Raw genomic sequence first — 24,304 nt, forward strand, 5'->3', positions numbered from 1 at the left:
TTCCGGCGCGATTCACGACGCTCGCGCCACTTTTGACAGCGCGTGCCACTCCCCTACGGGCGGGGCCGCGACCTGCTTTGGCTGGCCTTGCGCAATATAACTGCCGACTCGAGCCGTGCTGCCGATGGCTGCACGGCCGCGATGAACCAGTCCCGCCAGGGCTGCTGGAGCTTCAGCATGATCCCGAACAGGCTTGGCTGCGAGATTTCTGTCAAGCGGCACGCGGCCAGAATCCGTTGTTCACATGCGTCGTCGGTCTGACATTCGGGTATCCAAACCTCCTATCTTGCCGGTGCCGTTGATGTCCACTCCGGCCCACGACTGCTCGATGCGACAGGTCTTCGCCGACCATTGCACCGATCAGCAACGGCCGCTATCGTCCCACGCTCTCGATTCCGCTCGCGCTGAGGTCGCTCGCGAAGCAATGCGGATGTTCAAAGCCCATTGGCGATGAACTGGCAGCGTAGATAATGTTGTCGGTGTTGTTCGGCCCTTGCCCCTTCGGCACGCTGCCAAGGCCCGCAAGCTTGCGCATGCGATAGGCGATGGCATGATCGGCGCACGCGCTGTCGCCGCTTACCCCAAGCCCGCCGATGACTTTGCCGCCGACGTAAAGTGCGACCCCCCCGCCGAACGTGATGACGCCGCCGACCGTGTGGCCAATCCCGCTGCCGTGTTCGAGGAAACGCGGGTTGAACGGATTCGAATTGTTAAGGCCATAGAGCGATCCACCGGGCTGCGTCGCTCCATACAGGTTGGCAGTCGACAGCGCGAGCGCGTCGTTGCTAAAACCGTTTGCGGTGTACGCCTTTGCGATGGCGATTGCGCGGCTGCCCGGCCACGCGTCCCCCGTCTTGACTACGGAGCAGAGATGACCCTCGCGGTCTACGATCGCCGCCCACATCCTGTTGGGCTTGAAAATGCCTCCATTGCCGTCAGTCAATCCGACGACCGTATAGAGCTGCTTTTCAACCAACGAAATCGTTCCTTGCGGCAACATGCAATGTCCGCCAGTGTCATCGTCATTTTCCGCCGCCAAAGAGGGCTGCGCGACGATAAGACCGCAGGTTATCGCAAGAAGTGGTACTGAAGTCCTTATGCGCATGCCGATTCTCCCGATGAAAGGTTGACCGTGGAGGCGGGCGCGCGGGGATGCGAGGCAAAGGCGAGCAACCTGCACTTCACGAGGTTCGTGCTGGTAAAGACAAGTGACGAAAGCAACTTCGGTAGAACGATGTAGCGTAGAAGGGACATTCCGCCCGAACCACTCGCGCGAGCGACTTTCCTTTAACAAATATGATCGAGCCGTTGAGGCAGGCTCCTCCAGCTTTATCCGCGGGCGCTATGGTCCCGGCGGGCGCGGGCGGTCAAGAAGAGGACAGTCCGACGTCCCCGTGCAGAGCCAGCTCTTGAAGTCGCCGCTGTTTTGAATTGCGCTCTATCTGGCCAGCGTCTACGACGGGCTCAGGCTGCGATGTGGGAGTGCGAAGCAATTGCGCAATAGCTCCGCGAAACAAATTCACTATAGGGGCCAATGGTCTTGCCCGCAAGAAAGAAGCGCTAGGCCATTGCTTCATATGTATGTTCTTGGCGTCACGTTGCGGTATGTGACGGTCAAGCCGACATTGCATTTGGTTTACGCCGAACAGCAACAGCACAAGGCAATTGTTTTCTCCTGATGGATTGTCCAGCAGCGTTGGATGTGACGCTAGGTATGAACGAACGTCCACCCCTTGTGGTTAGTCCTATGTCGTCCAATGCATCTATATGGATTCCTAATCGATAGGTAATGGATGGATACGTGCGACGCCGAACCCCCATCTCCGCCGAGGCGCCCCAGCATGCTTTTACCACCCGACAGCCGCGCAGGCGCATGGCCGCCGACACCAGCGCGTGGTCGCCGAAATTGTGACCCAGACTGTCGCTAAGCACTTCAAAGCGATGCAAGTCCGCGAACGTGCCTAGCAACTGTTGCCAGACGTCATGGGACCTGATCCGTCTGCACCGAGGCGGTCGGGCAACTAACGGCGATTGGGCAGGCCTGTTAGGACATCATGAAAGTTATCGTCCCGCAGGGTGTCCGGGTTTGCGTACCCGGACGCAATTATTGACGCCCATAGTCGACGAATCGTCGGCTACGCCGTGAGTCGCTACATCGATACAGAACTGGCACTTGCCGCACTAGACGCTGCGGTCGAGAGCCGACGACCCGAGCCCGGCCGCTGCATTCATCATAGCGACAGGGGTTGTCAAGGCGGATTCAACCGGTCCTCGCAACACCTTTAATCGAGGAGGTGTTGCATGGTGCGAAGTGCAAAGCAGGTGTATCGGTTGACCGGTCGAGCAGCGATGTATTCGCCGGGCGCGCCATCACTTGGAAACGAGGTCGAGCGTCGCTTTTGGAGACAGATCGCGACTGGCATTACAAGCGAGAAGGCAGCGGAGGCGGTAGGCGCATCTCAAGCAGTGGGCTCGCGCTGGTTCCGCTATCGTGGCGGCATACCACTATTCATGTCCAAACCTATCGCTGGTCGATACTTGTCGTTCGCTGAGCGAGAAGAGATAGCATTGCTCTCTGTCCAAGGCCTCGGAGTGCGTGAAATCGCTCGGCGTATCGAACGCAGTCCATCAACCGTTTCGCGAGAACTCACGCGCAATGCTGCAACGCGCAGTGGGTATCTCGAATATCGAGCCTCTGTCGCGCAGTGGAAGGCGGATCGATTCGCTCAGCGACCGAAGCCAGCGAAGCTGGCGACTAATGAACGACTGCGTCAATATGTACAGGAGCGTCTGGAAGGCAAAGTTCATGACGCTGATGGCCGTGCAATTGCTGGGCCGAGGCAGGCACCGTTCAAAGGTCGAAATAAGCCCCATCGCGGCGATCGAACGTGGGTCAATGGCTGGTCGCCTGAACAAATTGCCAATCGGTTACAGGTAGATTTCCCGGATGATAAATCGATGCGCGTTTCCCACGAAGCCATTTATCAAGCGCTTTATATTCAACGGCGCGGCGCACTCAAGCGCGAGCTGGTGGGCTGCCTGCGCACCGGGCGCGCGTTGCGCGTTCCTCGAGCGAGAGCGCGTGCCAAGCCGTGGGCGCATGTCAGTGAGCAGGTGATGATTTCCGGTCGGCCTGCAGAGGCGGAAGATCGTGCGGTGCCGGGCCATTGGGAAGGCGACCTCCTCATTGGCCTGAATCGATCCGCGATCGGTACGCTAGTGGAAAGATCAAGCCGTTTCACGATGCTCGTGCATTTACCTCGAGAGAAAGGCTACGGGTTGATTCCGCGCACGAAAAACGGGCCTGCGCTAGCTGGCTATGGGGCCGTCACGATGGCCAACGCACTCAAGAAGACTGTGACTGACTTGCCTGCCGAGTTATGGCGGTCATTGACATGGGATCGCGGCAAGGAGCTTTCCGATCACGCCCGCTTCACTATCGAGTCTGGCGTGAAAGTATTCTTCGCCGACCCGCAAAGCCCGTGGCAGCGTGGTACGAATGAAAACACTAACGGCCTTCTACGACAGTACTTTCCAAAAGGCACAGACCTGTCGCGGTGGAGTGCCCGGGAGATCCGGGCCGTTGCTAATACGTTGAACTCAAGGCCGCGTAAAACTCTTGGATGGAAGACGCCCGCGGAAGCCCTGGACGACTACTTAAAATCTGTTCAACAATGCAGTGTTGCGAGGACCGGTTGAATCCGCCTCCACTGGGTCAGAACGCTTGACCATGCCAACGCTGGATTTGAAGTCGCCTCTGTATGGCCGGCCATATGCAGGAGCATACCGGGCGCGAGCTTCAACTGCCGTTCCATGACCCACCACTTCAGGGTCAGGGCGATCGACGCGAGTCCACTTCCGATCACGATGACGCCGAGAAATGGGTCACCACCCGCGCGCGCCCGCCGGGAGGTGAAGCATCGCGTGAGGCATGTCAGAACGGTGCCATTGACGAGGGCCGAAAGCATGACAAACCACAGTGGAAAGCGAAGGCTGATTGCCACCATGAAGGCGACCATCGTCAGCAACTGTGGCCATGCTCTGCCGATTGCCTTCAACCTGCCCAATCGCGCACTCATCGCGCGCCTTCGTTAAAAATATCAGCGTGGCACCTGAGGCAGTCATCACACATAGGCCTCGTGCGGAACCCTTACCTCTGGCGACCGTCATTGGCGAGAGTCCCGGGCGCCGATCATCGCGGGACGGCTGCATGTTTTGCACGAAACGCTGTAACAATGCCCCTCAGAATATCGATCGGAGGGGGCGGGCAACCCGGGATCGTGACATCGACAGGCAGGAAGTTCGACAGTGACCCCCACACGGCGTAGCTCTCCCTGAACATGCCGCCTGTGCAAGCGCACTCGCCGACCGCGACGACGAGCTTTGGGCGGGGTGTCGCTTCGTATGCCCGCTGTACCGCTTCTTTCATGTTCAGTGTGAGAGGGCCGGTGACGAGCAGCATGTCGGCATGGCGGGGACTCGCGACGAAGCGGATACCCAGACCCTCAATGTTGTAGTAAGGATTGTTGAGTGCATGGATTTCCAGTTCGCAGCCGTTGCAGGAACCCGCATCGACCTCGCGAATGCACAGCGCCCGACCGAGCACATCGAGTATTTCCTGCTGGATACGGTGGCCTTCGGCCCGCCATTCGTCATCGCTCTCGGGCACGCGCAAAGTCGGCGTGCCAGTTGTCGCGATCTGTTTGAGAAGTTGCCACATTACAGGTCGTGTCCCGCGTAGTTCAGATTGAACGACTTGTTGATCAGCGGGAAATCCGGAACAATATTGCCGATGATCGCGTGTTCCAGGGCTGGCCAGTTCTGCCACGACGGGTCGTGGCAGTGGCAGCGCGAAAGGGTTCCGCTGGCTCCGGTCTCCAGCGCAACGAACACGTCCCCGCGCCAGCCCTCGATCCAGCCGACCCCGCGGGATGGAGATCCGGTGTATTCAATCCGGGAGACGATCTCCCCACCCGGCAGATCGGCCAGGAGGGTGCGAATCAACCGGATGGATTCGTAGATTTCGCCGAAGCGGACCGCGACCCGGGCTGCCACATCGCCCCGCTCATCGCTGACCATCTGCACCTGAACCTCATGGTAGGGCGGGTAAGGATGATCGACACGCACATCGGTTTTCCGGCCGCTTGCTCGCCCAACCAGCCCGCACACGCCGAAGTGCTTCGCTAGTCTTTCAGAGAGGATGCCCGCACCTGCAAAGCGATCCTGCAGCCCTGAATGGTCGTCGTAAATGTGATGCATCACACGAACCTGCGCGTCAATGTGGTCGCACTGCGTCAGTATCGCGGTGATGAAGCGCAGATCGATGTTCGTTGCCGCGCCCCCGGGAACGATCCGATCCATCAGATAGCGATGTCCGAATGCCTGATTGTTCAGACGTAGCCAGTCCTCCTTCAGACGGGAAAAATGTGCGAGGCCATACGCGAACCCCGCGTCGTTGCCGAGCGCACCCAGATCGCCCAGATGATTGGCAATGCGCTCGCGCTCGAGCAGCAGCGCGCGCAGCCACTGCGCACGTGGCGGAATCTCGATACAGAGTGCCCGTTCGACCGCCATGCAATAGGCCCAGGTAAAGGCGACCGTGGTGTCTCCGGCGATGCGTCCTGCGAGACGTTGTCCGTCGAGCGCTGGCACGTGCTCGAACAGCCGTTCGATTCCCCGGTGCGCATAGCCCAGCCGCTCCTCCAGGCGCAACACCTTTTCACCGACGACCGAGAAGCGGAAGTGTCCGGGCTCGATCACGCCTGCGTGAATCGGACCGACGGCAATCTCATGGACACCGTCACCCTCGACGTGGACGAACGCATAGTCCGCTTCCTGGGATTGAAACTGTTCGGTCCCGGAGGACAATTTCTGCAACGGAAAGTAATCGGCAGGCCAGTTGCCATGATTCAGCCACGGCCGGGTATCTTCGGCGCCGATTGCACGCAGCCCGACCAGCTCGTAGGCGGCCCGTTGCATGCGTATCGCGCACGGAAAAACCGTCGATATCTCCGGGTAGCCGTCGCCGGCTCCATGCCCGTCGCCTACCGGCAACTGAAGCCACAGGATGCCGTCCTCCAGCGCGTAAGCGGCGGAGATCGCGAATATGCCCGGCGCTTCTTCGACACCCCACAGGGAGATGAGGCGGCCACCCGCCTCGCATATCGTGGCGGCGGCGCGGATCCAAGTGGCATGGTCGACCCGTGCGAGAAAAGCTGAAGACGTGCCCGCAAAATCGGACAGGCGGACCAGATTGGGAAACCCGAATTCATCGATGCGCATGTGTCACCCCGCGATCATGGCCGCCGCCTGCCGATACAACGTCGCAAGATAGGGCGGAATGTAGAGCCCGAGCATCAAGCCGATGCCGAGATGGACGAACACGGGCAGCAACGCCGGCGGGTGTTCGAGAACTTTGGCCGTCGTGTCGCCGAACACCATGCCCTGCACGCGCACGAAGATGGCCGCAAACGCCACAGCAAGCGCGAGCAACAGGAAGGGTGTTGCCCACGGGAGTTTGCTCATCGCGGTCGTCAGGATCAGGAATTCGCTCGCGAAGACACCGAACGGCGGCATGCCCAGAATCGCAAGCGCCCCGAGCATCATGCCCCACCCAACGGTTGGGCTCACGCGTAACAGGCCGCGGATGTCGTCGATCGCCTGGGTACCGGCCTTTTGCGCCGCGTGCCCGACGGTAAAGAAGATGGCCGACTTGACGAGCGAATGGACCGTCATGTGTAGCAGGCCCGCGAAGGTCGCGATGGGGCCGCCAAGCCCGAAGGCGAATGTCATCAGACCCATGTGCTCGATTGACGAATACGAAAAGAGCCGCTTGACGTCTTTCTGCCGGAACAGCGAAAAAGTTGCGACCAGCACCGAGACCAGCCCGAATCCGACCAACAGGTGTCCCGGCAGGCCGTTGTGGAGTGCACCGTCGGCCAGCACCTTGCAGCGCAGGACCGCATAGAGCGCGACGTTGAGCAGCAGGCCGGACAGCACGGCCGAAATCGGCGTAGGGCCTTCAGCATGTGCATCGGGTAGCCAGTTGTGCATCGGCACGAGGCCGACCTTGGTGCCATAGCCGATCAGCAGAAACGCGAACGCTAGCGAAATGATGGTCGGGTCGAGACTGCCCTTGATCGCGTTCAGACTTGTCCAGAGCAGCGCATCGCCGCCGCCGAGTTGCCGGCTTGCGGCGAGATAGAGCAAGATCGTGCCGAACAGCGCCTGCGCGATGCCAACGCTGCACAGGATGAAGTACTTCCACGCGGCTTCGAGGCTGGCTGCGGTGCGATAGACGCTGACGAGCAGGACCGTCGCGAGTGTGGCGGCTTCCATGGCGACCCAGAGAATGCCCATGTTGTTGGCCAGCAGCGCGACCAGCATCGCAAAGATGAACAGCTGGTACATGCTGTGGTAAAGGCGCATGCGGGGGCCGGTCATCTTGCCGCGGTCGCGCTCGATGCGCATGTACGGCCTTGAAAATATCGAGGTCGTCCAGCCGACGAAGGCCGTCAGTGTGACCAGGAACACGCTGAGCGGATCGACGAAGAAGAGCTTGCCCAGCGCGAATGCAGGCCCGTGCGCCACGGTTTGCACGGCGAGCACCGTGGCGGCGACAAGTGTCAGGAAACTGAAGCCGACGTTGAGTTGCGCCGCGACATGGTGTTGTCCCACGAGCGCCAGACTAGCGCCTGCGAAGAGCGGGATCGCAAAAACCAGCAGCAGTACCCAGGCTTCAGTCATCCTTGAGTTTTTCCAGGTGATGAATATCCAGACTATCGAACTGCTCGCGGATCTGGAACATGAACACACCGAGGATCAGGATACCCACCAGCACATCGAGTCCGACGCCGAGTTCGACGATCATAGGCATGCCGTTCGTTGCCGCGGCAGCGGAAAAAAACAGGCCATTTTCCATCGAAAGGAAGCCGATCACCTGCGGTACCGCCTTGGCGCGCGTAATCATCATCATGAATGACAGCAGCAGGCATGCGAGTGCGATGCCGAGGGTGCCGCGCGCGACCGACGAGGCGAGCTGACTGATCGGCGAGGCGACATTGAACGCAACGATCACGAGCACAATGCCGATCAGCAGGGTGGCGGGAATATTGAGGAGCGACTCCACATCCGCTTTGACGTTGAGCCGCCGGACAAGTCGGTAAAGAATCCAGGGAATCAGGCCGACCTTGAGCGCCAGCGTCAATGTGGCGGAGATGTAGAGGTGTACGTCGGCGGTGACATATCCCAGGATGACATTGGCTGATACGAGCGTCAGGCCCTGCAGCGTATAGAGGTGAATCAACGAAAGGATCCTGCGCTGGCTGAGCATTGCAAACGACAGCAGTAGCAGGATGGCGGCGAGGAAGTTGATGATCTGCGTGGCGAACCCGTGCATTCAGGCCCCCAGCAGAAAGTGGACGAGCATCCCGATGACGGCCAGCAGGAAGGCTGTCGCGAGAAACTCTGGCACGCGGAAAATGCGCATCTTTGCGTTGGTCGTCTCAACTACCGCCAGTGCGGCGCCACCCACCAGCAACTTGACGAAGACCAGCGGTACGGCGAGCAGCAGCGCCATCGGATTGCCGGCCTCCGCGATCCCCCACGGAATGAACAATGCGAGACCGATGCAGGAGTATGCGAACAGTTTGAGGCTCGCGGCCCACTCCAGCAGGGCGAGATGCCGGCCTGAATATTCGAGGATCAGCGCCTCGTGGATCATCGTCAGTTCAAGGTGCGTCGTCGGGTTGTCGACCGGCAGGCGCGCATTCTCGGCGAGCGACACCATCGTGAATGCGATTCCTGCGAACGCGAGGCTCGGATAAATCGCAAGCTCGCGATGGCTGAGCGTTGCGACGATACTGGTCAGCAAGGTGGACCGCGTAATCAGCGACGCCGAAAACAGTACCATCAGCAAGGCAGGCTCCGCGAGGAAGCCCACCAGCATCTCGCGACGCGCGCCGAGCGTGCCGAACGCTGTGCCGATATCCATCGCGGCCAGCGAGATGGTCACGCGAGCCAGCGCGAAAAGGCCCACCAGGGCGATCGCGTCCGCAGCTGGCGACAGGGGCAGGTCGGTCGAAAGGGTTGGCACGATCGCGCAGGCGAGTGTCATACAGGCCCAGACGATATACGGCGCGCCGCGAAATATGGGGCTGGCGTGGTCGGCGACGACCGACTCCTTGTTGAACAGCTTGTGAAGCATCCGGTAGGGCTGCCAGATGCTCGGTGCCCGGCGGTTTTGCAAGCGGGCGCGGCACATATTGACCCACCCTGTCAGCAGGGGAGCCGCCGCCAGGGCAAGCAGGATCTCCAGCCCCTGCGAGAGCAATCCGGAGAGCGTGATCATCGTCTCACCAGCATCAGCAGCACGATCAGCACAAGGAAGCTGTGCATCAGATAGACCGCGATGCGGCCGCTCTGGAGCAACCCGGCCAGTGCCGCGACGCGCCTGACCAGCCGCTCAATGGGCTCATAAATCAGGGGCCACGCCCGATCCGTCACGGTGACGCTGTACACGGGGTGTTCGTCGAACGGTGACGGTAGCCGACGTTTCATCCTGAACAGCGGCGTGAAGATTTCACGGATTGGCTGCCCGAACCCTTCCGCCGTGTCCTGCATGCGAGCATTCACGAACGGATGGCCACAGCCCCAGGCGGCAGCGCGTCGCAGGCGTCCATGATAAAGACGGCGTACCAGCACCCACGCAAGCACGCAGCAGGCGAAGAAAAACAGCAGGAACACCACCGGCATGTAGCTGGCACGGTCCACGCTGGTGGGCGCGAGCAGGAGCCAGCCGTTCCGCGCGACAGTGGGGCCGATGCCCGCGCCAACCAGGATCTGTGTGACGCGATCCAGAATGACCACGAACTGCACCGGCAACAGCCCGAGCAGTACGCATATCGCTGCGAGCCACACGAAGCCGACACGCTCCCACGGACTTGCATCCCGTGCCTCGCGCAACTTAGCCTCGCGAGGCTGACCGAGAAAGATGATGCCGAAGAACTTGACCATCGTGTAACCCGCGAGCGCGGCGACCAGAGCGATCAGCGCGGCCACGAGCGGAACCACCATGTTCAGGAATGGGTCGGGTAAGCCCGGCGTGAACAGGAAGCTCTGCAGCAGCAGCCATTCGGAGACGAAGCCGCTCAACGGCGGCAGGCCGGCGCTGGCAAGTGCACCTATCAGAGTGGCCCAGGCGGTCCAGGGCATGAAACGGATCAGGCCACCCAGGCGCCCTAGATTGCGCTCGCCTGTCGCATGGAGCACCGAACCCGTCCCGAGGAATAGCAAGCTCTTGAACGTCGCGTGGCTGGCGATCTGGTAGAGCGCGGCAGTCAACGACAAGGCAGCCAGCGCGCTCATCCCGTACGCGCGAAACAGGATCGCCAGCCCGATGCTCACGAACATCAGCCCGATGTTGTCGATCGACGAGTACGCAAGCAGCCGCTTCATGTCCGTCTGGATGGCGCTGAACACGACGCCGAACAGAGCGGTGAATAGCCCGAGCATCAGCATGAGCACGCCCCACCACGCAATCTGCACGTGCAGCAGATCAAACACCGCGCGCAGCACGCCGTAGAGGCCAGCTTTCAGGACGAGCCCGCTCATGAGGGCCGATACCGGCGACGGCGCCGCCGGATGAGCCTCCGGCAGCCAGACATGCAGCGGGAAAATGCCTGCTTTTGTGCCGAAACCGAACAGTGCCAGCAGAAACGCGATGGACGCCCAGAACACGTCCAGATGCTGCTGGCGCATGTTGGCGAACGTGTAGTCGCCGGTGTTGGCCTGTAACAGGCCAAAGCACAGTAGGAGCGCCAGCGCGCCGACGTGGGAGATCAGGAAGTAGAGCCAGGCAGCGCGACGGATCTCGGCGAAGCGGTGGTTGGTCATCACGAGGAAGGTGGCTGAAACCGTCATCGTCTCCCACGCAACCATGAAGCAGTACGCATCGTCTGCCAGCAAAAGGACGGCCATGCTCGCAAGGCATATGTGATATTTGAAACACAGCAATCCGGGTGGCGTGCCTTCGCCCTTGCGGAAATAGCCGGCGGAGAACGCGCTCACGCCTGTGCTCACGACGGCGAGTACGGTGAGGAAATACGCCGACAGGCCGTCGAGCCGTAGATGAAACGGCAGGTCCGGCAACCCTAGTGGCAGGACGGTTTCCTCGGGACCTGAGAAAAGACCCGCCAGGCCGAATCCGCACAGAAGCAGACCGGATACGGCGCCCAGTGGGAACAGGCCATGCGCCACCACGCGTGTGCGGTGCAAGTTCGCGAGCCCCAGAACTCCGACGGCCAACCAGCTGGCGACCACCAGCAGCACGTAATGGACAATCAGCAGATGTTCCATCGGCGTTGTCTCCTGTGCCGTCAGACGTCCTGTTCGACGGTCAGTGTGTTGGACGAAGGGTATCCCGGAATGGCCTCTGCCCGGTGATGATGTTCCATTTTTTTGATATATCGGCACAGATCGAGTCCCATCGATTTCCTGATGGTTTCTGCGCGCGCATAGAGGTCCAACCACCGGGGCACGATTGCCTGTTTGACGCCGATGGCAACTGTGTTGCCTTCGTGCTGCGCCATAGTGCGGAACAGCTTTCCGGCGCATGCGCGGCGCAGCCGGTCGAGGTGGGTAGCGAGTTGCGGGTCGCTGTTGAGCAGGTTGGCCACCAGCACGCCTTCGTCACGAAGTGCAGCATGGCAGCAATCGTAAAAGTACTGGCTCGACAGGCTGGCCGGTAGCCCCGACGCGTCGAATCCATCGAGGAGGATTACATCCGCGAAGCCGACCTTGTCCGAGAGATATCCCGCCGCGTCGGCGTGCACGATCCGGAATCGTTCTGACTCAGGCGGAATAAAGAACTGTTCGCGCAACGCGATCACTTTCTCATCAATTTCCACGCTGGTCACCCGTGCCGACGGAAATTTGTGGAAGCAGTATTTCGACAGCGATCCTCCGCCCAGACCCACGATCAGTATGTCCCTGGGGGCGGGGTGAAAGAGCTGGAATGACATCATGGCCCGCGTGTACGACAGAACGAGTTCAAAGGGATCCTTTCTGCGCATCGAGCTTTGAATGCCCAGAGCGTCGAAACACAGGGAGCGCGTGCGCAGACCCTCGCGTACCACTGGCTCCCCGACGGTCTTGCCCAATCGCTCAGCCAGGGCAAGTCTGAGCTGATTATGATCGACGGACAATTCGTAGTTCTCCTGAAGCTGTACAAATCGGGTGCCGCAATCTGCCGTCATGCAATGACCGAGTCTTCACGGCGACCTCAATGTATCAGCCTGAGCGCTTCGGGCGAAGACACGGGTGCGTCACCCACGCCCGTGCGCTCCCCGGAACGCGACACTGCCTGTGCGAGCACGCGTGTCGCGCTGTCGAACAGGGCACCAGGCTCGAGCATGACGGCCGCTTCGGCGAGACGTCCTTGCGTGATGGAGATCGCGATTACCAGTGCGGTCGTATGAAAATCTGCATGCGCCGTCCTAAAGTTCTGAAGTTCGGGAACCTCGTCGCAGCGGGCGCCCTCTTCATGAAATCCGGCGACCCAGTGCGCAGTTGCGCTCATTTGCGAAAGCGCATGCAACGAGCCGCACGCGCTCGTGCATCCCGCACCGTAGCGAGACGCCCGCCACCCGGTGCTCTTCAAGCATATCGTCAAACAACAGAATCGCACTTCTCCCCAATACGTCGCGCCGGGCACAAGGTAGCCTGCCGGCCGTCTGTTTGGTTGTCTCGCAATCAACCGCATGCAGGGTCTGCATTGTTGCCGTTGCGGATCTATCCGCAACGCCTCATGGCATCATCCGCCCCTCGGAGTGCACATTTGCCAGAGGCATCAAGTTAGCAATTGATGATAATTGCGTTATCATCCTAGCAGCTTTGTTGATCCGATTCCACACGGAATGATCCAGCAAGACGCACAACGAACTTGCCGGTTTTGTTCGGGGCGCGGGGCATGCGTATCAACTGATGCCGGATCTGAAAGACCATCTGCTGTGCCCGTGCGTTGTTACGTCGGCGCACGGTCAGACCACGCGAATCTGGAGTCATTACCCAATGCCAGCACAGTATTTCCGGAGCCTGACCGGGAAGAACCGGAGCGCCGAGGCAGACAGGCAACTTGGTTTTTCGCTTTCGTTCGTGGCGGGCGCCACGAACGCGGGTGGCTTTCTGGCGGTAAAGCAGTACACGTCCCATATGAGCGGCGTGGTGTCCTCGATTGCCGACCAGGCGGCGCTGGGAGACTTTTCACTGGTCCTGGCCGGCGCCGGATCGCTGATGTCGTTCCTGCTGGGCGCCGCCTGTTCCGCCGTGCTCGTCAACTGGGGGCGCCGCCGGCGGTTGCACAGCCAGTACGCCTCGCCGTTGCTGATCGAGGCCGTCCTGTTGCTGTGTTTCGGGCTGCTCGGTAGTCATCTGGCGCTGTGGGATACGCTGTTCGTGCCGGCGACCGTTGTGCTCCTGTGCTTCATCATGGGTCTGCAGAACGCCATGATCACCAAACTGTCCGGTGCCGAAATCCGCACCACCCACATGACCGGAATCGTGACGGACATCGGCATCGAACTGGGCAAGCTCCTTTACTGGAATTCTGCGAGGACCGACCCCGGCGCACCGTTAGTACTGGCGAATCGGATGAGGCTGAAAGTGCACGGGACGATGCTGCTCGTGTTCATCGGCGGTGGTTTTACCGGTGCGATGGGATTCAAGCATGTCGGCTACGCCTCGACGGTACCGCTTGCGGGAGTTCTGATTGTGCTGGCTATCGTGCCGCTAGTTGACGACCTGCGCGAGCAGGTCTATCGATTCGACCGTTAGGTGCCAAGCACAGGCCTCGAGACCGATTCCGGAGCAGTGATGGTTGCATTGTCGGTACCTTTGCGTTGGTCACCGTCGACCGATCTCGGCAGCGCGCGACGCGGCCGCTCGGGCAGAGGCTGGGCCGATCCTCGATGAAGGTACGCTTTCCGGATGTACCCGCGTATTCACGGAATAAGCAGCGAACAGACTGGCTGTCCCGCGGAAAGGAGCAGCTAAAGAATGATAATGACATTATCATTGACTTATCCTGCAGTGATAATAATATAACGGGCTTGGCAGGAATCTTGTTGATCACGTTGCAGGCCGGGCTTGCGCCAAACGAGGTCTATGCCTGTGCGCCGGACGGAGGTCGACATGATTGATGCAAGTGTTCAGCTGCTGTCCGACGACTACACGCACCTGTACATGCGCGACGTAATGGGTCGCCGCGGATTGATTGTCATCGGCGTGGGCAAGGCGGGCTAACGTCGATTCCAGATGGCTTTACCGTTTTTCGGATATCTGCGACCGCCTGGGAGAGTGCGGGGGCAACGTCATTTTTGTCTATGAGAAGGAGTCGGCCCCGCCATGTTCAGGATGCGACTTCGCTGCTCGGGGCCCGCTACAGGCAGAAGCCGTTTTTGCTCCTGGACGACGATGGTCAATTCTTTGTCGGGCCACTGCATCGAAGGTCAGTTCGCGCCGTTTACCTGGATCGGGAAATGAAGCGGCTCGTCACGGCCGAAATCGCTTTGGCGAATCAGAAGAGGGACCCGCCCCTGCGGGCTTTCTTTGCCCGTGTGATGGCAAGTTTGATGCACTGAGCGCGCACGGTGGGTGCGGCATGACTTACGGTTTTTGCATAGGGGAGAGGATTGGTCGAGGCATTGGTTCAGGTGGGCGACCCGTCGGGTTTGAACGGACACGGATCAGCGAGGCTTGCCGTTCACGCATCCCGGTTAGCGGGCGACATCATCTGTATGGCGAACGGCCGGCCCGTCAATGCCAAGGATGTCATGTCGGTGATGTCCCTGCGGGCAAAGCCAGCCACGCGGTTGCACATCCTGGTAACTGGTCCTGACGAGACTGCAGCGCTTGAGTCGCTGTCGGCCATGCTGCATACGCAGGAATCCTTTTGACGGACCGCTGCAAGGGACGTGTGGTTCACAGCCCTTGCACCGGAACCTTTCGATCACTCACATGAAAAGAAAGAGGAAGGCGAGCAGGCCGGTGGTCATAGAGAATGACCAGGTCGTTTCGCTGTACTTTGATGCACGCGGGGTTCAGAGCACCATGTTGCGGCGTGATCCGTACGCCCTCGCGCTGGGCTATACACGCACCATGATGGGCTTCCTGCTGTTCCAGCCATGTCCGCGCCGCATTTCTATGATCGGTCTGGGTGGCGGCTCGCTGGCGAAATACTGCTATCGCCATCTGCCCGACACCATGATTTTCGTCGTCGAAATCAATCCTCAGGTGATCGCGCTGCGCGACCGGTTTCATGTGCCGCGTGACAGTGAACGCTTCACGGTGGTTTGTGCCGATGGGGCGCAGTACGTCACGATTCCGGATCACCGGCCCGACGTGCTGCTGGTCGACGGATTCAATGCCGATGGCCTGCCCGCAGAGCTAGGCAGCAGGACGTTTTATGAAGCCTGTCGCAGCAGGTTGAGCGACGACGGCGTACTGGTGGCCAATCTGGTGACCGACGAACCGGGCTTCCATCGCTACCTGCGCTCGCTCAGGGAGGTCTTCGCGAACGCGGTGGCCCTGGCGCCGTCGGAAGGCAGTGAACACAACGTCACTGTTTTTGCGTGGAAAGGAGCAGATGAGCTTCCGTCCTTCGCCACGATGCTGGACCGGGCGCACGCGCTCGGACGCACACATGCGGTGAATCTCCATGCGACCGCCACGCGCATCGAGTATGGCAAGAAGTTTAACTGGCATCGATACGAACAAGCAGGCTGAGCGGATGTGTCTGTCGCTGGTGGATAGCAACCCCTGCACGATCGCTACCTGTTTGAGCAGGCCCATTCTGGAGGATGGAAGATGGCAGCGGGAAGCCACAGCGACAGCAACACCCTGACCCACGCAGCCATCTGGGCGCTTGAGCGTCTGGCCCAGCAGCGATATGGCCGCGATGCACCCACGTTAAACTGGTCGGTCGCCCAGGAACTGCGTAACGCCGGGTTGGTATCCGTCCCCGCGAATGGGCGAGGCGGTGTGTCGATTACCCAGGCTGGACAGGATTTTCTGCGTGCCAGGGCGGAAATTTAGCACACCGTCGCCGCGCGTTGTACGCCGTTGGGTTTCCAGCCCTTGAATGGCTGGTTATAGGCGGCGCATGGGGAATCGCCGGCCGCCGTGTGATTCTCGCGCCACGAAGATGACCCGGGCCATGCGATGTATTATAATTTGATTAACATAAATTGACTTCGCCCCATCATGGAAACGAAAAGCGCTCGATTCACGATTCTGATCGATCCTGTGAAGAAGGAAGCGTTCGAAAAGCTGTGCGCGGCGCAGGACCTGACGCCTTCACAGGTGGTGCGGCAACTGATCCGCGATTACCTCGATCAACACGGCGTCAGCTACCGAACCAAAAGCGCAATTGGCGCGCGTCCGCGCCGGAAAACCGCCTGAGATACACTTTGCCGGTGGCCGACGCAAACGGCGGCACGGCCGAATCGTCGACGGCGATGCGCAGTGTCACTTTCACATAAAAGTGCTGGGTGAAATCGTCGGTCAGCCATTCGAGGGCGGCACCAAGCCCGAGGTCATCGAGCACCGGTGGCCGGAGATCGGCGGCGATACGTCTGAGCGAGGCCAACATGTTGTCGATCTGCCGTTGCAGTGCATTCGTTGCGCCGGGGTCGGTCTAAGGTACTTTCGAAATCAAAGACTGTGCCGCGGGGGAGGCGTATCGCTCGGCTCCCTGAGCCGATGTCTGGTCGGGCGACCGGCTCCTATCGACTGAACTAAACGCCCGTGATCGACCGCCAAACAGATGGCGGCACTGCAGCCGGGAATGTCCGCTATATGTCCGGTACGGGCGTTGATAACAATGGAAACTGGTCGCCTCGCGAACCACCTTGCGCTGGTTGCGTGCCGCCGCGGTCATGCAAACGCACAACTCATCACTGGGTTGATGCGCGTCACTCTGGGCCGGTTTTTGCAGCGTGTTATTCACGGCGCCTGTCCCGGACAGCGTTCAGGATTGCAGATTACGTTGTAGAGGCGACGCAGGCACATGCCACGAGGGTTGCGATTTGCAACAACTGGACTACTCGTCACGCGGTGGCGTATCCTCGTTCCCGAAAAAGCTCACCATAGAAAAGAATGTCGGCTTCCTGTGTGCAACTCCGTCTGCACCGGTTACCACATCCAAAACCGAATGCGGTCATCAACGCGCGGCGCGCCTCAAAGTTTGCCAAAAGAACGTTGCGACGCAGCTTAGCGATGATGGGTAGCCGTTAGGCTGTACCGTTGCCAGATAGACGATTGCGCTGCTTTCAACTTCTGGTAGATTTATCGCTGAGCGGCGCTAAGCAAATGAAGAGACTGCGAATTATATAGTCGAGGTACGTCATGGAAGTTCTAGATCGGGCGCCCGCCGTCTCGCCGGACGGACGCGCCGTGGTTTTCATGCTGTCGATTCGCGGCCGTGAGGTCGAAGGTGCGATTGCGCGTGACGCACTCGAAGATCATTTCTGGTTGCCGCGTAGCGCCGACCCGGCGCATACGCTTAAAGCATTTGAGAACGGTCGCAACCGCATCCTCGCAGTTGCACAAAGAAAATTGCTGGCGCGACCTGATGAGCCGCTGTGGCTGACCGCGAACGATTTTGTGGCCAGGTAACGGACGGTTGCCTCGCGGTTGATCGAGGGGAGGGGGCGCTGAAAGATCCTAGGTGCCTGAGTCAGGAAGATCGGGCCGTAATTCCGCCTCAATCTGGTCAATGGTGGGTAAGTCCGTCTTTAGTAATTCGGGCACTTCGCGCATGAACTGGTATTCGGCGACGCCCATTGGCTTGGCTACGCCGCGCAACGCATATTCCGCCACGAGCCGGTTCTTTTCCTTGCACAGCAATAGACCAATGGTCGGCTGGTCTTCCTGTGCCTTCACCTGAGCGTCGATCGCCGAAAGCTAGAAGTTCAACTGGCCCGCGTACTCCGGTTTGAACGGCGTCGTTTTCAGTTCGACAACGACGTAGCAACGCAGCTTGAGGTGGTAGAAAAGTAGATCGATAAAAAACTCGTCACCGCCTACCTCCAGCCGGTACTGACGCCCGACGAAAGCGAACCCGGCGCCCAGCTCGAGCAGGAAACGCGTGATGTGCTGGGTGAGCGCACGCTCGATGTCACGCTCCTGTGCGCTTTCGGTCAGGCCAAGGAAGTCGAAGGTATAAGGATCCTTCAGCACGTCGCGTGCGAGATCCGACTGCGCTGGAGGCAGCCGGTCGGCAAAATTCGTCACGGCCTTGCCGGTACGGTCGTGGGCGGCGGTCTCGATCTGCATTGGTAAGCACACTGCGTGACCAGCCGTGCTCAAGCGATTTTCCCGCATATCCGAGCCGCTGCGCGGAGTCGTCCAGCTTGTCGAGCAGCGTCACGACGTGCGACCACGGTAATTGTGCAACGGGGTGTTGCACAAATTCCGGCTGCGGAAAGGCTTGCGCGAGCGCACGCGTGTACTTCAGGTTCCGTGGTGAGAAGCCACGCATGTCCGGAAACGCCACCTTGAGATCGTGCGCGAGCCGGTTGACAACGCCCGCGCCCCAGCCCTGTCTTTGCTCCCTGTCAGGAATGTCGCGGCCGATCTGCCTGTAAAGCGTAACCAGTTGCATGCTGATACAGGTCTTCCAGATATCGCAGCTTTTTCGTGTGTGTGGAATCGGCCAATTTCGAGGCCGTCATGGTCGACCAGACCGCAGCCCAGCAGCGAGGCAACCGCATGCCGTCAAGCAGCACCGGACCGCGTAGCGAAGACGGAACCGACGTCTCCAACGTTCCAGTAAAAAAACTTGCCGATTTCGATCCTGATATCGGTCACAAGACCGGTGACGTGTGTCGTACGGATCTCCGCCTTCGAGATCTTTGTGATCATAACGTTTTGCAGACCCATCACGTAGCACAGAAGGCAAACGGTCACCGGCAAAAAGAGCACGCGATGGGTCTCGAGATTCGTGCCGATCAGGCCAAAGCAGAGGAGCAGCGTCGCCTCGAGCATCAACTGCATCGCATAGAGGCTGTGCATTTGCTGGCGACGCACCCAGTTGATCATAATTGCAGAGGTGGCGGCCCCCATAAGGAACGACAACAGCGAACTCAATCCCGCAAGGACTGCGTTGATTTCGCCGAGTGCTAGGTCGTCAGCGAGTGACGACACAATGCCGGACATGTGAGATGTGTATTGCCCCACAGCGAGGAATCCGCCGGCGTTGGCCGCACCGGCGACAAAGGCTAGCGATCGTCCGAGGCGGAGATTTGCCGTGTCGCTGCGGTCGGGTTTCGTGAATCCTCGAACATAGTTGATCGGCATGCCAATTTTTTCCGTGTGAGCGGCGGCACGCCGGCCGCCGCATGTTTCAGGCCCCGCGCAGTCCCTCGGTGACCGTTACGGTCACATCGATTTCCTGAACGACGGTTCCCACCGGCAGCACCGTGCGTCCGTGCGCCTCGTTGACGATTTCTGCCGCGGACAGATAGAACGCCAGCAGTGCTGTCACCAGGCCGAGGTAACCTCCGGCATGGTGCAGCCATTCAAGGCCGGTCCATTCGCTCGCCGCAAGCACGAAGAAAGTCACCCACAAAGATAGAAACACCAGTTGCAACGCGCGCGGCGCACGCCATGTGGCAACCCACATATAAAGCGTGAACACGCCCCACAGGAACAGATACCACCCGATGAACGCCGCAGGCACAGTACCGTGCAGGAACAGCACGAAGAGGGCGAACGACCACCAGAACGCGCCATAGCTCAGAAAGGCCGTCGCGCCAAACGTATTGCCGCGCGGTATTTCCATGAGTCCGGCTAGCATCTGCACTGTGCCGCCATAAGCGAAAGCGACGGCGAGTACCATGCCCATCGCAGTGCCGCCGAACCAGCCGGCATTAATCATGCTCAGCAGCCAGGTCGTCAAGGCAAAACCGGCCAGGCCAAGTGAAGCGGGATTAGGGGCTTTGACATTCATGATGAATTCCTCGTGCAGAAAGAAGTAGAGGTCGATTGCGCGGCTGTCCTTAAGACAGGCGCCGCGCATCGGCCACAACAGGATCGAGCGTCTGAACGCCGGAGCATCGGAGAGGCGTACCGGCGGACCGTTCAGATCGAATCGGCGAACTGTGAAATCACGGCAGGATTTTCGACGGTAGACGTGTCTTGTGTAATCGATTCGCCTTTCGCGACTGAGCGCAACAAGCGGCGCACGACCTTGCCGGAGCGCGTCTTGGGCATGGCGTCGCCGAACCGGATGTCTTTCGGTTTCGCGATCGGACCGATTTCCTTGGCGACCCAGGCGCGCAATTCGTCCGCTATGCGCTTAGCCTCGGCACCGTTTGGCCGCGCCGTTTTCAGAACGATGAAGGCGACGATGGCTTCACCGAACGTTTCATCCGGACGCCCGACGACTGCAGCTTCGGCGACTAGCGGATTGGCTGCCAGCGCTGACTCGATTTCCATGGTGCCCATCCGGTGTCCGGACACGTTCAGCACGTCATCGATACGACCCGTGATCGTGAAGTAGCCCGTGTCCCGGTCACGAATCGCGCCGTCGCCGGCGAGGTACAGCTTGCCGCCGAGCTCCTCGGGGTAGTAACCGTTGCGAAAGCGCTCAGGATTGCCCCAGATCGTGCGGATCATCGACGGCCACGGTTTGCGGATGACGAGCACGCCGCCTTGTCCGTTGGCTACTTCATGGCCGGTTTCGTCGACGATCGCCGCGTCGATGCCCGGCATCGGCAACGTGCACGATCCCGGCACGAGCGGAGTAGCGCCTGGCAGCGGCGAGATCATGTGACCGCCTGTTTCTGTCTGCCAGAACGTGTCGAGTACCGGACAGCGGCTGCCACCGACATGTTCGGCATACCAGTTCCACGCGCGTGGGTTGATCGGTTCGCCGACTGTGCCGAGAATGCGCAGGCTGCTCAGGTCGAAGCTGCCCGGATGCACCGCGATGTCGGCATCGGCGCTTTTGATGAGAGACCGGATGGCGGTCGGCGCCGTGTAGAAGATGCTGACCTTGTGGCGCTGGATCATGTCCCAGAAGCGGCCCGCATTCGGATAGGTGGGGACGCCTTCGAAGATCACCTGGGTAGCGCCGACTGCGGTAGGGCCATAGCAGATGTACGTGTGACCGGTGATCCAGCCGATGTCGGCGGTACACCAGAAGACATCGACCGGCTTGATGTCGAAGGTCCATTTCATCGTTACGGCGGCCCACAGCAGATAACCGCCGGTGCTGTGCTGAACGCCCTTAGGCGCGCCAGTCGACCCTGATGTGTACAGCACGAACAGCGGGTGTTCCGCGCTGACCCATTCAGGTTCGCAGGTATCGGGTTGGTCCTGCTCGAGTTCATGCAGCCATGCGTCGCGTCCCGCGATCCAGGGAATCCGGCCCCCGGTACGGCGATAAATGCCGACCGTTTTAACGCCGTCGGTGCCGCCCATCGCAAGGGCTTCGTCGACGATGGTCTTGAGCGGCAGCGTCTTGCCACCGCGCACCTGTTCGTCGGCGGTAATTACCGCCACCGCGCCGACATCGACCATCCGTTCATGCAGCGATTTCGCGGAGAAGCCGCCGAACACGACGGAGTGCGGCGCGCCGATGCGCGCACACGCCAGCATGGCCGCGACGCCTTCCACCGACATCGGCATATAGATCACCACCCGGTCGCCTTTCTTTACGCCGCGCGCGCGCAGCGCGTTGGCGAGTCTGCACACGCGGTGATAAAGCGCCTGATAGGTGACGCGCGTGACCTTGCCGTCGTCTGCCTCAAACACGATGGCCGTTTTGTCGGCAAGTCCGTTGACAAGGTTTCGATCCAGGCAGTTGTACGAAGCGTTGAGTTCGCCGTCTTCGAACCACTGATAGAAAGGCGCGTTGGTATCGTTCAGCACTTTCGTGAATGGTCGTCGCCACTCGAGATGCTCTCTGGCAAGGCGTGCCCAGAACGCTTCGTGATCGCGTTCTGCGTCGGCCACGAGCGCGTGGTAAGCCTCCATGCCGTCGATGGTTGCGTGCTGGAGCGCGGGGATCTGCGGCGCGGTAGTGTTGGGTTGATTGAGTTCGACGGTAGACATGCGTAGCCTCCTGATCTGGATCATGGCGGCGATCACGCATCGAGAGCGTGATCGCTTGTGGGATGGCTCTTGGCGGCCATAGTGCGTGCGCCGGCGCGTCTGGAACTCCGGCGCGAGAATGGCGACGGCTGCAAGGCAGGCACGACAGAATCGATGGCTGCGATGAATCAGCGTGGGTATGTATGGAGACTATGGTGGTTAGGCTGACGACGTACTTGATACACATCAAGAGATGAGTTGCACCGCGAACGGGTCACATTTTCCCTGAAGAATTGCCCCCACATTGCGAGGGCCGCTTTCAAGCGAAGCGTCCGGGCTTTGATGCGCATCAATCAGTCGAGATACCCCGGCTGGGTCCATGATGAGCGCGTCATTGGCGGCGCGCGAAGTGCCGCGTCGATTCATACGACGCGCCTTGAGACAGGAAGGAAATCATGGCCGGGGCAGAACCCAGAATCATCTTTGCGGCAATTGTCGTCTTTATCGCGTTAGCAGGCTTGGCGGGATCGATCCGCGGGCTGTTGTTCGATAGCACGGACTTCATGCGCTTCGGCGCGTGCGGGCTCATCGCAGGTGTTGCCAGCTTCGTCCTGCTACTTGACCCTACATCGGCAGGCGGCGTTTAGCACGCCGCCGAACCGAAGGCGCGCGCCGGGTTTCGCGGTGATAGCGAGCCCTATCGGTATGCAGGCCTGCGCTGCGCGCCCACGCCATGTGCGGCGTCGACGGTGCGAAGTACGCGGTGCCGCTCTATCTATCGGGACGGCGCACGTGTCAAATTACGCGACCTGCATCCTGACCCCCTCAGATGTAAGTCATTCTATTTCTAGGTAATATATGAGACAATATAATGTTCGCGTGTAAACTATAGGATGGTGAGATGAGGAAGAAGTCCGTCGCAATCGACCTTTCGGTGATGCAGGCCTCTGCAGAGAAAGCTTGCGCGCTACTTAAGGTGCTGGCAAATCGCGACCGGTTGCTGCTGATGTGCCAACTGTCGCAGGGCGAGTTGTGTGTGAGCGACCTGGAAGAACAGTTGGGCATACGTCAGCCGACGCTCTCCCAGCAACTCGGCGTGCTTCGCGACAACGAGCTCGTCGCGACGCGGCGGGAGGGAAAGAGCATCTTTTATTCCCTCGCAAGCAAGGAAGCGATTGCGGTCATGAACGTGCTGTACGACCAGTTTTGCGCCCAATGATGATTAGGAGATGCCATGTCGATTGATATTGCGAATTTCACACCGGGGCTGTCACTGACCGGAGGGGTGATGATTGGCATCGCAGCGGCTGTGCTCGTTCTCTTCAATGGGCGTATTGCGGGTATCAGCGGGATTCTGGGCGGCATGATGAGCATGCCGCAGAAGGATGCAGGGTGGCGTGTAGCTTTTCTCGCGGGGCTTGTCGGGGCGCCTGTACTGGCAGGCTTGCTAGGTAATCCAATAGCGCTCGATATTCGCGCCGGGTGGGGCGAAGTAGTTGCCGCTGGCTTTCTTGTCGGCATCGGCACGCGTTATGGCAGCGGTTGCACGAGCGGCCACGGCGTCTGCGGTATCTCGCGTGGTTCTATCCGTTCGGTGGTCGCGACGGCAACCTTCATGGCAAGCGGCTTTCTGACCGTGTTTATGACTAGGCATCTGTTCGGAGGTTGAGATGGCGCTGCTTACTGCATTATTTTCCGGGCTTCTGTTCGGTGTCGGTCTGATGGTGTCAGGCATGGCCAATCCGGCGAAGGTACTGGGATTTCTGGACCTCGCTGGACGATGGGACCCGTCTCTCGCATTTGTCATGGCGGGCGCAATAGCCGTTGGCTCCATCGCGTTCCTGGTAGCGAAGCGGCGAAAGAAATCCTTGCTGGGTCGGTCCATTCAGATTCCCGCCGGCAAGCAGGTTACGCTGCGACTCGTAATGGGAAGCGCGGTGTTCGGCGTCGGCTGGGGGCTTGCAGGATTTTGCCCGGGGCCCGCGCTGGTCGCACTGGGTGCTGGTTTTCCGAAGGCGTGGGGTTTTGTGGCCGCGATGCTCGGCGGCATGGCCGTGTTCGAGATCTTCGAGCGCGCGAAGCTGGGGCGGCAGCAGGTCTGAGTTGCTACGCACTGGTTGGTGGGTTGGTTCGTGCGAATCCGGTGGATTTTATGGGGCAGAGTAATGGACAGCATGACTGCAGCCAGTATGTTCCCGCGAGGTGTTGTCAG

At 60.0% G+C, this 24,304-nt stretch carries 24 protein-coding genes and 3 pseudogenes; 13 read left to right on the plus strand and 14 right to left on the minus strand.

Going from position 1 to position 24,304, the window contains the following annotated elements:
- Positions 1-373: 373 nt before the first annotated feature.
- Positions 374-1,105: a GlcG/HbpS family heme-binding protein gene (locus P0D87_RS19085; protein WP_053860298.1), complete on the minus strand. Its 732-nt coding sequence runs from the start codon at positions 1,103-1,105 to the stop codon at positions 374-376.
- 971 nt (positions 1,106-2,076) lie between these two features.
- Here P0D87_RS19085 and P0D87_RS19090 point away from each other — a divergent pair.
- Positions 2,077-2,286, plus strand: a complete 210-nt coding sequence (locus P0D87_RS19090; RefSeq protein WP_149029245.1) for a DDE-type integrase/transposase/recombinase — start codon at positions 2,077-2,079, stop codon at positions 2,284-2,286.
- Between the two features lie 15 nt (positions 2,287-2,301).
- Positions 2,302-3,699, plus strand: coding sequence for an IS30 family transposase (locus P0D87_RS19095; RefSeq protein WP_408636991.1), 1,398 nt, complete (start codon positions 2,302-2,304; stop codon positions 3,697-3,699).
- Positions 3,700-4,192: 493 nt separating this feature from the next.
- On the opposite strand, the gene P0D87_RS19100 is transcribed toward P0D87_RS19095, so the two are convergent.
- From P0D87_RS19100 to P0D87_RS19135, 8 genes are all read right to left on the minus strand, one after another.
- Entirely contained in the window at positions 4,193-4,720 is a 528-nt protein-coding gene (locus P0D87_RS19100) for an NADH-quinone oxidoreductase subunit B family protein (protein WP_053860302.1), read from the minus strand.
- A complete protein-coding gene (locus P0D87_RS19105; RefSeq protein WP_053860303.1) occupies positions 4,720-6,282 on the minus strand; it encodes a hydrogenase large subunit in 1,563 nt (520 codons plus the stop codon). The genes P0D87_RS19100 and P0D87_RS19105 overlap by 1 nt, the downstream gene beginning before the upstream one ends.
- Positions 6,283-6,285: 3 nt before the next feature.
- On the minus strand, positions 6,286-7,746 hold the full coding sequence (locus P0D87_RS19110; RefSeq protein ID WP_408636992.1) for a hydrogenase 4 subunit F: 1,461 nt from the start codon (positions 7,744-7,746) through the stop codon (positions 6,286-6,288).
- On the minus strand, positions 7,739-8,398 hold the full coding sequence (locus P0D87_RS19115; RefSeq protein ID WP_408636993.1) for a formate hydrogenlyase: 660 nt from the start codon (positions 8,396-8,398) through the stop codon (positions 7,739-7,741). The genes P0D87_RS19110 and P0D87_RS19115 overlap by 8 nt, the downstream gene beginning before the upstream one ends.
- On the minus strand, positions 8,399-9,349 hold the full coding sequence (locus tag P0D87_RS19120; protein ID WP_053860306.1) for a respiratory chain complex I subunit 1 family protein: 951 nt from the start codon (positions 9,347-9,349) through the stop codon (positions 8,399-8,401).
- Positions 9,346-11,355, minus strand: coding sequence for a hydrogenase 4 subunit B (gene hyfB / locus P0D87_RS19125; protein ID WP_053860307.1), 2,010 nt, complete (start codon positions 11,353-11,355; stop codon positions 9,346-9,348). Before hyfB ends, P0D87_RS19120 begins: the two co-directional genes overlap by 4 nt.
- Positions 11,356-11,375: 20 nt before the next feature.
- Positions 11,376-12,203, minus strand: a complete 828-nt coding sequence (locus P0D87_RS19130) for a fused MFS/spermidine synthase (protein ID WP_082367256.1) — start codon at positions 12,201-12,203, stop codon at positions 11,376-11,378.
- Between the two features lie 77 nt (positions 12,204-12,280).
- Entirely contained in the window at positions 12,281-12,577 is a 297-nt protein-coding gene (locus tag P0D87_RS19135) for a hypothetical protein (RefSeq protein ID WP_149029246.1), read from the minus strand.
- 491 nt (positions 12,578-13,068) lie between these two features.
- Between P0D87_RS19135 and P0D87_RS19140 the strand changes: the two genes are divergently transcribed.
- The 6 genes and pseudogenes from P0D87_RS19140 to P0D87_RS19165 all read left to right on the plus strand — a co-directional run bounded on the left by P0D87_RS19140 (position 13,069) and on the right by P0D87_RS19165 (position 16,455).
- Positions 13,069-13,830, plus strand: coding sequence for a YoaK family protein (locus tag P0D87_RS19140; RefSeq protein ID WP_053860310.1), 762 nt, complete (start codon positions 13,069-13,071; stop codon positions 13,828-13,830).
- A gap of 357 nt (positions 13,831-14,187) precedes the next feature.
- Positions 14,188-14,636 (plus strand): annotated as a pseudogene (locus P0D87_RS19145) (hypothetical protein).
- A gap of 51 nt (positions 14,637-14,687) precedes the next feature.
- Positions 14,688-14,951 carry an HPr family phosphocarrier protein gene (locus P0D87_RS19150; protein WP_082367172.1) on the plus strand — a complete coding sequence of 88 codons (264 nt, stop codon included), beginning with the start codon at positions 14,688-14,690 and terminating at the stop codon, positions 14,949-14,951.
- A gap of 61 nt (positions 14,952-15,012) precedes the next feature.
- Complete coding sequence (locus P0D87_RS19155) at positions 15,013-15,780, plus strand: fused MFS/spermidine synthase (protein ID WP_053860311.1); 768 nt, start codon at positions 15,013-15,015, stop codon at positions 15,778-15,780.
- 81 nt (positions 15,781-15,861) lie between these two features.
- Positions 15,862-16,089 (plus strand): hypothetical protein, encoded by a 228-nt coding sequence (locus P0D87_RS19160; protein WP_053860312.1) that lies wholly within the window; start codon positions 15,862-15,864, stop codon positions 16,087-16,089.
- A gap of 168 nt (positions 16,090-16,257) precedes the next feature.
- On the plus strand, positions 16,258-16,455 hold the full coding sequence (locus P0D87_RS19165) for a ribbon-helix-helix protein (protein ID WP_082367174.1): 198 nt from the start codon (positions 16,258-16,260) through the stop codon (positions 16,453-16,455).
- Here the strand turns inward: P0D87_RS19165 and P0D87_RS19170 are convergent.
- Positions 16,400-16,645, minus strand: a complete 246-nt coding sequence (locus P0D87_RS19170; protein WP_053860313.1) for a sensor histidine kinase — start codon at positions 16,643-16,645, stop codon at positions 16,400-16,402. The two genes, P0D87_RS19165 and P0D87_RS19170, sit on opposite strands and share 56 nt — an antisense overlap.
- A 755-nt stretch (positions 16,646-17,400) precedes the next feature.
- On the opposite strand from P0D87_RS19170, the gene P0D87_RS19175 reads away from it, so the two are divergent.
- Positions 17,401-17,670, plus strand: a complete 270-nt coding sequence (locus P0D87_RS19175; protein ID WP_053860314.1) for a DUF1488 family protein — start codon at positions 17,401-17,403, stop codon at positions 17,668-17,670.
- A 48-nt stretch (positions 17,671-17,718) separates the two neighbouring features.
- Here P0D87_RS19175 and P0D87_RS19180 read toward each other — a convergent pair.
- The 4 genes and pseudogenes from P0D87_RS19180 to acs all read right to left on the minus strand — a co-directional run bounded on the left by P0D87_RS19180 (position 17,719) and on the right by acs (position 22,113).
- Positions 17,719-18,658: pseudogene (locus P0D87_RS19180) on the minus strand (PDDEXK nuclease domain-containing protein).
- Between the two features lie 155 nt (positions 18,659-18,813).
- Positions 18,814-19,353: pseudogene (locus P0D87_RS19185) on the minus strand (YoaK family protein); the annotation flags it as partial.
- A gap of 46 nt (positions 19,354-19,399) precedes the next feature.
- Entirely contained in the window at positions 19,400-20,005 is a 606-nt protein-coding gene (locus P0D87_RS19190) for an acetate uptake transporter (RefSeq protein WP_053860861.1), read from the minus strand.
- 131 nt (positions 20,006-20,136) lie between these two features.
- The gene (gene acs / locus P0D87_RS19195) at positions 20,137-22,113 is read right to left on the minus strand and encodes an acetate--CoA ligase (RefSeq protein ID WP_053860315.1); all 1,977 of its coding nucleotides are present in this window, start codon (positions 22,111-22,113) and stop codon (positions 20,137-20,139) included.
- 434 nt (positions 22,114-22,547) lie between these two features.
- On the opposite strand from acs, the gene P0D87_RS19200 reads away from it, so the two are divergent.
- From P0D87_RS19200 to P0D87_RS19215, 4 genes are all read left to right on the plus strand, one after another.
- Positions 22,548-22,739, plus strand: coding sequence for a DUF2964 family protein (locus P0D87_RS19200; RefSeq protein WP_053860316.1), 192 nt, complete (start codon positions 22,548-22,550; stop codon positions 22,737-22,739).
- A gap of 254 nt (positions 22,740-22,993) precedes the next feature.
- Positions 22,994-23,311, plus strand: coding sequence for an ArsR/SmtB family transcription factor (locus tag P0D87_RS19205; RefSeq protein WP_053860317.1), 318 nt, complete (start codon positions 22,994-22,996; stop codon positions 23,309-23,311).
- A gap of 15 nt (positions 23,312-23,326) precedes the next feature.
- Positions 23,327-23,761 (plus strand): YeeE/YedE family protein, encoded by a 435-nt coding sequence (locus P0D87_RS19210; protein WP_053860318.1) that lies wholly within the window; start codon positions 23,327-23,329, stop codon positions 23,759-23,761.
- A gap of 1 nt (position 23,762) precedes the next feature.
- Entirely contained in the window at positions 23,763-24,194 is a 432-nt protein-coding gene (locus P0D87_RS19215) for a YeeE/YedE family protein (protein WP_053860319.1), read from the plus strand.
- Positions 24,195-24,304: the final 110 nt, after the last annotated feature.

The organism is Paraburkholderia sp. RL17-368-BIF-A (assembly GCF_046054045.1).
Classification (GTDB): Bacteria; Pseudomonadota; Gammaproteobacteria; order Burkholderiales; family Burkholderiaceae; genus Paraburkholderia; species Paraburkholderia graminis.